Origin of the sequence: Pantoea sp. Aalb (assembly GCF_009829985.1) — a bacterium.
Classification (GTDB): Bacteria; Pseudomonadota; Gammaproteobacteria; order Enterobacterales; family Enterobacteriaceae; genus SZZU01.
In genome coordinates this window covers 13,152-26,680 of record NZ_SZZU01000003.1, presented here as the reverse complement: position 1 = coordinate 26,680, position 13,529 = coordinate 13,152, and the positions used below count along the sequence as shown (strand labels likewise).

Annotated in this window: 8 protein-coding genes; 3 read left to right on the top strand and 5 right to left on the bottom strand. The window is 25.5% G+C overall.

Annotated features, from left to right (window positions below; all coding sequences use genetic code 11):
* The first annotated feature begins 628 nt into the window (after positions 1 to 628).
* Entirely contained in the window at positions 629 to 1,930 is a 1,302-nt protein-coding gene (locus FD728_RS03530; protein ID WP_159935103.1) for an anaerobic C4-dicarboxylate transporter, read from the top strand.
* 698 nt (positions 1,931 to 2,628) lie between these two features.
* Positions 2,629 to 3,876, top strand: a complete 1,248-nt coding sequence (sbmA, locus tag FD728_RS03525; protein WP_159934887.1) for a peptide antibiotic transporter SbmA — start codon at positions 2,629 to 2,631, stop codon at positions 3,874 to 3,876.
* 1,312 nt (positions 3,877 to 5,188) lie between these two features.
* On the opposite strand, the gene FD728_RS03520 is transcribed toward sbmA, so the two are convergent.
* A complete protein-coding gene (locus FD728_RS03520) occupies positions 5,189 to 5,734 on the bottom strand; it encodes a single-stranded DNA-binding protein (protein ID WP_159934885.1) in 546 nt (181 codons plus the stop codon).
* Between the two features lie 227 nt (positions 5,735 to 5,961).
* Between FD728_RS03520 and uvrA the strand changes: the two genes are divergently transcribed.
* Positions 5,962 to 8,796: an excinuclease ABC subunit UvrA gene (gene uvrA / locus FD728_RS03515; protein ID WP_159934883.1), complete on the top strand. Its 2,835-nt coding sequence runs from the start codon at positions 5,962 to 5,964 to the stop codon at positions 8,794 to 8,796.
* Between the two features lie 23 nt (positions 8,797 to 8,819).
* Here uvrA and FD728_RS03510 read toward each other — a convergent pair whose 3' ends face one another.
* The 4 genes from FD728_RS03510 to dusA all read right to left on the bottom strand — a co-directional run bounded on the left by FD728_RS03510 (position 8,820) and on the right by dusA (position 13,109).
* Positions 8,820 to 9,437 (bottom strand): YitT family protein, encoded by a 618-nt coding sequence (locus FD728_RS03510; protein WP_159934881.1) that lies wholly within the window; start codon positions 9,435 to 9,437, stop codon positions 8,820 to 8,822.
* A 439-nt stretch (positions 9,438 to 9,876) separates the two neighbouring features.
* Positions 9,877 to 11,283, bottom strand: coding sequence for a replicative DNA helicase (gene dnaB / locus FD728_RS03505; protein ID WP_159934879.1), 1,407 nt, complete (start codon positions 11,281 to 11,283; stop codon positions 9,877 to 9,879).
* A gap of 433 nt (positions 11,284 to 11,716) precedes the next feature.
* A complete protein-coding gene (gene pspG, locus FD728_RS03500) occupies positions 11,717 to 11,914 on the bottom strand; it encodes an envelope stress response protein PspG (protein WP_255456975.1) in 198 nt (65 codons plus the stop codon).
* 187 nt (positions 11,915 to 12,101) lie between these two features.
* On the bottom strand, positions 12,102 to 13,109 hold the full coding sequence (dusA, locus tag FD728_RS03495) for a tRNA dihydrouridine(20/20a) synthase DusA (RefSeq protein ID WP_159934877.1): 1,008 nt from the start codon (positions 13,107 to 13,109) through the stop codon (positions 12,102 to 12,104).
* Positions 13,110 to 13,529: the final 420 nt, after the last annotated feature.

Here is a 13,529-nt window from a genome sequence, read left to right as displayed (position 1 = left end):
ATTTAATATACATTACTTAAGAATAACTTTATTTCAAATTACTTATTAAAGTAATTAATTAATAATAATATTTTAAAATACAATTTAAAATATTTTCTTATTTTAAGAAAAATAAAAACATTCTTAAAATAAATAAAATAATAAAATTATAATATTTAATTATTTAAATAAATTAATTTTTAATATTTATTATAATATGATATATTTTTTATTATTAATATATCATATTATAATTATTCATTAATTATAGATATAATTTGAGAAAGATCAAGTTATAGATCATAGTTTTATAAATACAAAAAAAATAATTATTAAAAATTACTGCTAATTAAATTTCAATATTTAACTAAAAAGAATATATCAAATATATTATTTGAAGCTATATATAAATATATAACTTCAAATAATATAAAATACTATTTAACATATTTATTTTAGAATTATTCTAAATAGTTTAGATAAAATCTAATAATTAATGTAAATATTAAAAATATTAATATATAATCAGTTTTTAAGTTAATTAATTCTAAACACGCTAGTATAAAAACTCGCGTGTTTTTTATTTTAGTAGTTTTTTTTTAAAAATAGAAAAATAAATATCTTAAAATATTAAGGAGTATATATAATGATGATATGGATAGAATTTATTATTGTGCTATTTGCAATATGGCTTGGTGCAAGACTTGGTGGCATAGGTATTGGTTTTGCTGGAGGTTTAGGAGTTTTAATTTTAGCATTAACATGTGGAATAAAACCTGGGTCCATTCCATTTGAAGTAATTGAAATTATTATGGCAGTAATTGCTATGATAGCAACAATGCAAGTTGCAGGCGGTATAAATTATTTAATAAAAATATCAGAAAGGCTATTACGTCACCATCCACGCTATATAACTGTGATTGCACCTATAGTCATTTATGTTATGACTTTACTATCTGGTACTGGACATACTGCTTTTTCTATTCTACCAGTAATAGTTGAAGTTGCTAAAGAACAAGGTATACGTCCTTCACGACCTCTTTCTATGGCTGTTATTGCATCGCAAATAGCTGTTACCGCATCACCTCTTTCCGCTGCCGTAATATTTTTTGCTTCAATACTAGAACCTCGAGGTGTGAGTTATATAAATTTGCTAAGTGTTGCATTACCTTCAACTATAAGTGCAATTTTTTGTACTTCTATATTGACTAATTTTTTTAGCAAAGAATCAAAAAATTATCAACTTTATCCAGCACGTATAATACGAAATGAAATATTACTAAAAAATCAACAAATGAATAATGTTAACCCAAACGCTAAACGTGCTCTTTTACTTTTTTTAATGAGTATCATTTCAGTAATGTTGTATACGATTAACACTAATAACAGTATTAGTTTAATTAACAAACATATTTTATTACGCAATGATGCAATTATTGTATTTATGCTCACTTCAGCTACATTAATTTGTATAGTTTGTAAAGTTAATACGAACGATATTTTAAGTACTAGTACATTTAAATCCGGTATGAGTGCTTGTATTTGTGTAATGGGAGTTGCATGGCTTGGAGATACTTTTGTTAAAGCAAATTTCAACGATATTCAAATACTAGCTGGAAATACGTTAAAAACTTATCCATGGATGTTAGCTTTAATACTTTTTTTTTCTTCTATTATGCTATATTCACAAGCAGCTACTACAAAAGCAATTATGCCTACTGCACTAATGCTTAGCGTATCTCCATTAACAGCTATAGCTTCTTTTGCAGCAGTTTCAGCATTATTCGTTTTACCTACTTATCCTACTTTACTAGCTGCCGTAGAAATAGATGACACTGGTTCAACTAAAATTGGTAAATATATATTTAATCACTCTTTTATTATTCCAGGAACATTAGCTATTACTTTTTCTGTATCATTTGGATTTTTATTTGGTAGCTTAATTCTTTAATTGGAATAAATATATTCTTTAAATAATAATAAAATTACAAATATTTATAATAAAATTAATTATAAAATAAGTGTAATTACATGTAAAATATATTTTTCAAAAAATAAAATTCATATAAATCAATAAATTATTTAATTTTATATAATTAATATATATATTACTTTCATCTATTATAAATATGTTTTAGATCATTAAACACATTAAATATGCTTAAATATATTTAATTGAATATTTTTTATTAATAAACAATAATTATATTATCAATGATAATAAATTAATCTTTAAATATCAAAATGTTAAACTTTCAATAAAATATTCATATTATATGTATGAGTATTTTTTTTAAAAAAAAAATAATAAAAAATATAAGAATTTAGTATTCTATCATATTTTTAAATTAAAATCCCTTAATTTATTATAAAATAACTTGTATGAAATAATAAATTATTGATTTATATAAATTTTATAATATACAAAATAAAGTTTATATAAATCAATAATCCTCATATATCTTAAATAAAATCTACTTTATTGTAACACTCAAATTATTTTAAAAATCATATCAATAAATAAAAATATACCTATTTGATTTAAATTACTACATCTTAGCTATTACTTAACATGATTAGAAACCACTTATCACGTACAGATACATATATGAAACAGTATAAAGTAGTATACAAGATAGCGGGGTGTCTATGTTTAAATCCTTTTTTCCCAATCCAACTATTTTTTTTAGCTCAGCGGCGATTTGGAGTTTAATTTCGCTCTGTGCCTGGTTTGGCTATTTTGATATGCTACCTATAAGATATGCATTATTACAAAATACTTTAGAAGAACCATTACCAACAACAGTAATTCGTTTCATAACAATCAATCAAATATGGTTTTATATCTACTATTGGATTACAGTATCAATTTTTTCTTTTATATGGTGTGCAATTAATAATCACCCGTGGCAGCGTTGGTCAGTATGGGGTTCAGCTCTAATTATTTTTGTGACTTGGTTTAGCGTACAAGTCGGTGTAAGTATTAACATGTGGTATGGTCCATTTTATGATACTATCCAAGAAGCATTGACCAAGCCTGGCTCAGTACTTATTAGCAGATTTTATATTCAAATAATAATTTTTTTAAATATTGCTTTAATTGCTGTAATAGTTGGAGTATTAAATTCTTTTTTTGTTAGTCATTGGGTTTTCCGCTGGCGTGCCGCTATGAATAATTATTATATGTATAACTGGAAAAGACTTCGTAGAATAGAAGGGGCAGCGCAACGAGTACAAGAAGATACAATGCGTTTTGCTAGTACTCTAGAAGACTGGGGTATCAGTTTCATTCAAGCTATTATGACCCTTGTAGCATTTTTACCAGTACTAGTAAGTTTATCTGAACATGTAAAAAGAATTCCATTTTTAGGTAATATTCCTTATGCATTAGTAATAGCCGCGTTCTTATGGTCAATATTTGGTACATTCTTATTAGCAATGGTTGGCATAAAATTACCAGGATTAGAATTTCGTAATCAAAGGGTGGAAGCAGCGTATCGTAAAGAACTAATCTATGGTGAAGATAATTTAGAACGAGCTACACCACCAACTGTGCACGAATTATTTAGTCGTGTTAAAGATAATTATTTCCGTCTTTATTTTCATTATCTTTATTTTAATATCACTCGTATTCTATATTTACAAGTAGATAATATGTTTGGACTATTTATACTATTCCCATCAATTGCAGCGGGAACAATTACTTTAGGATTGCTCAATCAAATTACTAATGTGTTCGATCAAGTACGTTCATCATTCCAATATTTAATTACTTCATGGTCAACATTAGTTACATTAGTATCTATTTATAAACGTCTTCGTAGCTTCGAGCAGATCTTACAAGATCCTCCAAGAGAAAAATTACTAAAATTAAAAAAAATAAATTATAATAAATGAACTTTTAAATTTATAATTTTATTATTTAAACCCCATGAAGTTTTTTCACTATTAATTAAAATACTAATAATAATATTTAATTACTTTAACTAAAGCATCACATAAAATTTATGTTTTATAAAAATAAAATTTAAATTGATGTTTTTTTAAAGTACTTATTTTATCATAAATTACTACTAAAAAAAATAAATATTGATTATTAGATAGTACAATTTAATATAATATATCTATATATATTATATTTTAAAAATAAAAACAATGCTAAAAGCAATTTATATATAATATGATCAGGAAATTTTTTAATTTAAATTTAAAAATATTTATTTTAAAAAAAAATTAAAACCTAAATTAATAAATTATATTTGATACTACAAAAAATATAATTTATTATTTAGATTAATAATTACATTATAAATAGTCTTGTTAATACGATTTAATGTTTTTTTATAATCTTTATGTATATTTTAACTTAAATAAAACATGTTTTTAATTTAAATTAAAAATAAAATTAATTAATCAATTATATATTAATTAATTCAATAATAATTAATGCTACTATATAAGTAATTCTCATCTATATATTCATTATAGATCATAGCAATTATAGCTAATACTAGTTATAGCTAATACTAGTGGTAATATACTTATATAATAATATTAGAAATAAAAGTTCCAGTACGCTGGATAAAACTAACAAAAACCTTTAATACATTAAATCACCTACTAATGATAGATTTAAAAATTTCATCAAATCGTTAAAAACTAGTTGATATAATCGGTAACGAATAAATTAAGCTAAAGGTAGTGCTGCTAAATCTAAAGCAACATAACATATAGTAGACTATAAAATAGCTGAATATTTTACAATCAATGATAGAAAATTAAAAATTCATCCCTACATTACTACTTTAATTACAGACATAAAATATTCCTTAAAATATTTATTTTTATTAAATATTAATTTTATAATTTAATAATTAGATTCATTAAATGTATTAATACTCTAATTAAGATATATAATCATTGGTTTTATATATTTATGGCATATATTACTAATTTAACTTTTAATTAAATTAAATTCATATAGATAAAGGTATTTAAATTTAATAAAGATTTTTATGTTACTAAATAAGAAAATAAAAACAATTATTCAAATACATTGAGAAATATTAATGGTTAAATAGATTTAATTAAAATACCTATTTTAATTAGTATTATTACTAGTTTAATCATAACGTATATTTATTATTAAAATATTTAATAATTTTAACTAAAATTGAATAATTTTTAAAAATTGAAAGTTAAATATATATTAAAATGGAATATCATCATCAAAATCTATTGATGTTTCATTGTTTACCGAAGATTTTTGCTTTTGATGTGACTGTTGTGTATTTCCATTAAATTTATTACCTCCCACTTGTGGCTGGATCCATCCAGTATTACTAGAATTACTCGTACCATGATTAACCGTAGATGTAGATATAGTAGCAGTTTTTATATTTTGCTGGCGTCCACCTAACATTTGCATGGTGCCATTTATATTAACAATAACTTCAGTGATGTAACGATCATGTCCTCCATTATCTTGCCATTTACGAGTCCGCAATTGTCCTTCAATATACACTTGAGATCCTTTACGCAGATATTCACTAGCTACTTCTGCAAGTTTACCAAATAATACAACACGATGCCATTCAGTAGTTTCTTTATTTTCTCCAGTTTGCTTATCACGCCAGCTTTCTGATGTGGCAATAGTAATATTAGCGACAGCACCGCCATTAGGCATATATCGTACTTCTGGATCCTGACCTAAATTACCGACAAGAATAACTTTGTTTATACCACGATTAGCCATTTAATATCTCCAATAAGTTGCTAATATAAATTTAATTAATTAAATTTATATTTAATTTTCAAATGAGTGATTTTAAAATCATTTGTGGTCTTGCTTTTTAAAAAATAAAAATAATACTACTATAATTAAATTATGAAATGATATTTTTATATCACATTAATACTAATAGTTTTATATATTTAGAAATAAGACTTCCTAAATTATCCAATACACTTATAAAAAGATAAATGAATAACATTGAATTGCGTGGTGCTCGCACCCATAATTTAAAAAATATTAATTTAATTATCCCTCGCAATAAGCTCACTGTGATTACTGGTTTATCTGGATCTGGTAAATCTTCTTTAGCTTTTGATACGATATATGCCGAAAGCCAACGACGGTATATTGAATCACTTTCAACTTATACACGTCAATTTTTTTACTTACTGGAAAACCCAGATATTAATTATATTAAAGGTTTATCTCCAGCAATTTCTATTAAACAACATTATAGTTTAAATAACCTTCGTTCAACTGTTGGAACAATTACTGAAATATATGATTATTTACGCCTATTATTCGCTCGCATTGGAAAAGTATATTGCCCTGAACATAATATTATGCTTTCAGCACAAACATTGAGCCAAATGGTAAATCAAGTACTAGCACAAAAACAAGGGTGCCGTCTTATGTTGTTAGCACCAGTAGTAAAAAATTGTAAAGGTGAACATATTAATACATTAGAAAAAATAGCCATTCAAGGATATATACGTGTCCGTATTGATGGAGAAATATATTCTATAACAAAGCTACCTAAATTAGAATCACAAAAAAAACATACTATTGAAGTAGTCATTGATCGATTTCGTGTTCATAAGGGCATAACTAGACGTATTATTGAATCACTTGAAAATGCATTAGAGTTAAGTGGTGGTATTGCTATTATTATTAATATAGATAACTTAAAAATAAATGAATTAATATTTTCCGCTAATTTTACTTGTCCTGTATGTGACTATAATTTTAATAAACTAGAACCATCATTATTTTCATTTAATAATCCAATAGGTGCTTGTTCTACTTGTAACGGTCTTGGTATAGAAAAATATTTCGATGTAAATCTTATATTAGTAAATTCTAAATTATCTTTAGCTGATGGAGCAATTATAGGTTGGAGTCGTCATAATATTTATTATTTTAAAATACTTTGTTCGTTGGCAGAACATTTAAATTTTGATATTAAAGCACCTTTTAATACTCTGAATCATAAAATACGTAATATAATTTTATATGGCTCTAATACAGAAGATATTGCATTTAAGTATGTTAATAAACAAGGAGATACATTTATACGCTATCATCCTTTTGAAGGGATTCTTAATAATATAAAGCGCCGTTATCAAGAAACAAAATCTAATACTATACGTAATGCATTATCAAAATTTATTACTAACCGTTCTTGTAAAAGTTGTGAAGGTACTCGTCTATGTACTCAAGCACGTCATGTTTTTATAAAAAACATTAATTTACCCACTATATCTGAAATGAACATTAGTGATATACTGACTTTTTTTTACAATTTACATTTAAATGGACAAGATGCTAAAATTGCTCAAAAAATATTAAAAGATATAATTAATCGCTTAAATTTTTTAATTAATTTAGGACTTAATTATCTTTCATTATCACGTTCAACAGACACTTTATCTAGCGGAGAAGCACAGCGTATCCGTATTGTAAGTCAAATTAGTTCAGGTCTAATAGGAATTATCTACATAATAGATGAACCTTCTATAGGACTACATCAACTCGATAATAAACGTCTTATATCTACATTGATGGAATTACGAAATCTTGGAAATACTTTAATTGTTGTAGAACATGATATGAATACTATTCATGCAGCCGATCATATTATTGATATGGGACCAGGTGCTGGTATACATGGTGGAGAAGTAGTAGCAGAAGGAAAAATCTCCTCTATTATAGCTCAAAAACGATCTATTACTGGGCAATATTTAAGTGGTAAACGAAAAATTGAAATACCAAAAAATCGTGTAAAATGTAATCTGTCAAAAGTATTAAAACTAACTGGTGCAAATAGAAATAATTTAAAAAATATTACTTTAATATTACCAATTGGTCTTTTTACTTGTATTACTGGAGTATCTGGTTCTGGTAAATCAACATTAATTAATGATACACTATTCCCAATTGCTCAAAGTTATCTAAATAATACCACTAATAATGCAGTTGCATCATACTCTGATATTTCAGGTCTTGAAAATTTTGATAAAGTAATTAATATTACTCATAATCCTATTGGTCGTACACCTCGATCTAACTTAGCTACTTATACCGGAATTTTTACATCAATACGTAACTTGTTTGCAATATTACCTGAAGCACGTGCACGTGGTTATAATGCTAGCCGTTTTAGTTTTAATTTACGTGGAGGACGATGTGAATCGTGCCAAGGTGAAGGGCTTATCCAAGTGGAAATGCATTTTTTGCCAGATATATACGTACCATGCGATCAGTGTAATGGTAAACGTTATAATCAAGAAATTTTAGATATTAAATATAAAGGCAAAAATATTCATGAAGTGCTAGATATGACTATTGAAGAATTGTATATCTTTTTTAAAACTATCCCTATACTAGCACATAAACTACAAAAACTAATAAACGTTGGACTATCATATATTCGTCTTGGTCAATCTGTTATAACCCTTTCTAAAGGTGAAGCACAACGCATTAAATTAGCCCGTGAGCTATCTAAACATAGCACTGGTCGTACTCTTTATATTCTTGATGAACCTACCACTGGTTTACATTTTGCTGATATACAACAATTACTTAATATCTTATACTATTTACGTGATAAAGGAAATACAATAGTAGTAATAGAACATAACCTTGATGTAATTAAAACTGCTGATTGGATTATTGATTTAGGACCAGAAGGAGGTAATAGCGGTGGAGAAATTATAATTACAGGTCAACCAGAAATTGTGGCTGAATATTCTAAATCACATACTGCAAGCTTTCTTAAATTGATTTTAACAAAAACATTGTAATTATACAGTACATATATATATCATTATATTCGATAATCAGATTGATTATAATTCATTGTAATAATTAGGTTAAGTATTACTGCACCTAATATTGAAATTATGATCATAGGGCTTGATACTATAAGTATTGAAGCTAATACCACACAAATATCTACTATCATTTGTAATTTTCCAGCACGTAAACCTATATGCTTTTGTAGCCATAAAGCTAAAATATTAATTCCACCAAGACTTGCTTTATGCCGAAATAATAATATGAAGCCAATTCCCATTATTATATTACCAAAAAATGTGGCATACACTGGATTTAATGCAGAAAAATGTATAAACAATGGATGTAAATAAGTAAACAATGAAACAAGAGCTACAGCACTAAAAGTTTTTAAGGTAAATTCCCAACCCATACGCTGTACTGAAAACCAGTAAAACGGTAAATTGATGAGAGAAAATACACTTCCAAAAGTCAGTGAAGTTACGTGACTAATTAAAAAAGCAATACCTGCAGAGCTACCAATAAGAGCTCCAGCTTGTTTTAGCATTAATATTCCAAATGATATTATTAATGTACCTAATAAAATTGCAAAAATATCTTCAATGAATCTAAGATAGAAAATCTTGATAGACTGAATAATATTATTCATGAAATTATCTCAATATAAATTATACATTTTATTCTTATAAAACGCATGATACTGATAGAGAATTTTATAATTAATATAATTAATATAATTAATAAATAAATTGGAATAACAATTATTATATTAATAATCTCTTATTCATAAATTTTATTAATTTATATTGAAATTTATCATAACTTTATAATTAATAAATCATTATATATATAATTTAATCATATATATATTATATTTATAATATTCATATAATACATATAGCTTTAAAGTTTTTTATATTAGAACAAGATAATAAATCTACTTATTTTTTTGAATTAGTTAACTATTTACTATACATTTATACATGTTATAATAATAGGTTATGTAACCTTATAACGAAATATAGCATCAAATAATATTTTTTTTAAGAAAAGATATTATCTAAATTCTTTTTTAATATTTAATGATCTTAATCATCATAATGTGGTCCTGCATAATTATCAAAACGTGACCATTGTCCATTGAAAGTTAATCGTATTTTACCAATTGGACCATTACGCTGTTTACCAATAATTATTTCAGCTATGCCCTTTAAATCACTATTTTCATGGTAAACCTCATCACGATAAATAAACATAATTAAATCAGCATCCTGTTCTATTGAACCAGATTCCCGAAGATCTGAATTAACTGGACGTTTATCAGCACGTTGCTCAAGAGAACGATTGAGTTGTGATAATGCTAATACTGGTACATTAAGCTCTTTAGCTAGTGCTTTTAAAGATCTTGATATTTCAGCTATTTCTAGATTTCTATTATCTGATAATGCAGGAACGCGCATTAGCTGCAAATAATCGATCATAACAAGGCTTAAACCACCATTTTCTCTAAAAATACGCCGAGTTCGAGATCTTACTTCAGTTGGTGTTAAACGTGAAGAATCATCAATATAAATATTTTTTTTTTCAATTAGAATTTTCATCGTAGCAGAAATACGAGACCAATCTTCATTTTCTAATTGACCTGTACGAATTCGTGTTTGATCCACACGAGATAAAGAAGATAACATACGCATCATAAGTTGTTCACTTGGCATTTCTAAACTAAAAATTAACACTGCTTTATTACCAAGCATTGCAGCATTTTCACATAAATTCATAGCAAATGTGGTTTTGCCCATTGATGGACGAGCAGCAATAATGATTAGATCAGAACCTTGTAGACCAGTAGTTTTTCTATTTAAATCTTGATAACCAGTATCTACTCCTAGCAGTCCATTGTACGGTGTTAAAATTAAAGATTCTATACGTGACATCGTAGTTTCAAGGATCTGATTAATATTTTTAGGACCTTCATTTTTATTAGCACGTTGTTCTGCAATTTTAAAGACATTAGATTCTGCAAAATCTAACAATTCTTCACTACTACGTCCTTGTGGATCGTAACCAGCATCAGCAATTTGATTTGCAACTAAAATCATTTCACGTACTATTGCACGTTCCCTTACAATATGAGCATACGCATTTATATTAGCAGCACTTGGGATATTCTTAGTTAATTCTGCTAAATATGCAAAACCACCTATCACATCTAGTTCACCCCGTATTTCTAATGACTCTGATAAAGTAATTAAATCAATTGGTTGACCAGATTCTAGCAAACGTTGCATTTCTAAAAATATCATCCTATGAGAACGATGAAAAAAATCATCAACGACTACACGTTCAGAAACGTTATTCCATTTATCATTATCTAACATTAATCCACCAAGAACAGATTGTTCAGCTTCAATAGAATTTGGTGGGATTTTTAATCCTTCTAACTGTTGATCAAAGTTCTGTTTTAATTGTTTGCTAGGTTTTTTTCCTACTGCCATAGTACATTACCGATCGTAAAAAGGATACAATATTGTATTCCCGTAATATAAAATAAATATAAAAATAACAAACCGTATTTATTTTCCAATACGATATAGATTTATTAATCTATAATAATTAATTTATTTTTTATTTAATTTATAAATCTAAATATTGACCTTAGATATTAAGATATTTATCTTGAATTTTATAGCTATAAAATTTATAAATATTTATAATTCTTGATAATTAGTTTAATGCATAAATTTATATTTAAATTAAACTCAATACAAACTATGAAACTTATTCAATATATTAATATTTTTAATAAATAAATAAATAAATAATAATAATAATAATAATAATAATAATAATTTATAAATTAGAGTTCATTTAAAATGTGTATATATAATTTAATATAAAATTAAATAAGTTATATATTTAATTGTCTTCTTATCTATTATAATTATAATAGTTGTAAACCCATACTATTATAATTATAATTATCAACCAGGGTAATAATTTTATTATAAAAACAAGTAAAGCACCAAATAACATCAAAGTAGTGGCAGCAATTAAAGCGACTATGATACCTAATAATGATATACCCGTCGCCATTAGTGTTAATAAAAATCCGATAATGAAAAGCATTTTCATTATAGATATCCTTCATAAATACACATATTAAGATACGGATATAGCAACATAGTGATGTATTTCTTTTAAATAGATATAAGAGATAGATGTTTGAAATATTAATTATATTTTTAATAACTAGCTTAAACTTAATAAATTCAATTAATTATAAAATTATATTAATTTTTAATCTAAAATAATATTAGGAAAAATCTTTATTTTTATTGAAAAAATTATTTTCAAGTAAATCTACCGTTTCTTTAAGTATACTAATATCGGATTTTTTTCTATTTATATTCGTACTTAAAAGGCGACGCCACTGACTACTTCCAGACATATTCTTAAATAAGCCTAGCATATGTTTAGTTATGCTATTTAAATATACCCCTTTTGCCAATTCAGATTGAATATAAGGATACATTGAACGGACCAATTTAATTAAATCTACTGAAGAAGTATTACAACCGAATATATCTTTATCTACTCGGGTTAAAATTTTCGGGTTTTGGTAAGCTTCACGACCTATCATAACACCATCTAAATATAATAGATGAATTTGTGCTTCTTCTAAAGTATTAATTTCACCGTTAATAACTATATTAATATTTGGAAAATTACGTTTTAAAGAATAAACATGCGAATAATTAAGAGGAGGAATTTTACGGTTTTCTTTTGGTTTTAAACCTGATAACAAAGCTTTACGTGCGTGTATAATAAAAGTATTACAACCACCATATTGAGATACAATATTAACAAAATTAGAAAGGAATTCATAATTATCTTGATTATCAATACCAATGCGCGTTTTTACAGTTACTGGTATGTTAACTACATCACGCATTGCTTTAATACAATTCGCTACAATAAATGCATCATTCATTAAACATGCTCCAAAGCCACTATTATGTATGCGATTTGACGGACAACCTACATTCATATTGATAGAATCATAACCATAAATTTCTGCTAACTTTGCACATTTGGCCATATCTTTAGGATTATTTCCACCTAACTGTAAAACAACCGGATGTTCTTCTCTATTAAAAGCTAAGTAATTATTTTTTCCATGGATAATAGCACTTGTAGGTATCATTTCTGTATATAATAATACTTTACTACTCAATTTTCGGTAGAAATAGCGACAGTGACGATCTGTCCAATTTAGCATAGGAGCAACAGAAAAACGATGAAAATAAAAATTTTTATTCATAAAAATGATCATTTTTAGCTGTAAATATAATATCTCAAACAGATTTTTATATCTCTAATAAACAATTATTAAAATAAGTATTTTATATGTATCTTAAAATTCATAAAAAATATAGAAAATATAATATGTTATTTAGCTAAACTACTAAAATTCTCAAAAATAAGACAATAGTTAGTTGTTAACTCATAAACATACTTTTAAAAAAAATGAAATTAATTTTCTATTAATAATTAATATACATTATAAGAGTATATATTTATATATATATGGATTATCTAATAAGCACTATAATAGGGTGTTAAAGTAAAATATATGATTTATAATAAATAAATCTTTTTAAGATCAAAATTAAAAAAGTATATAATATTTTATTTACTTCTATTAAATTAAAATAATTAATGTTATTCAACTTATTAATAC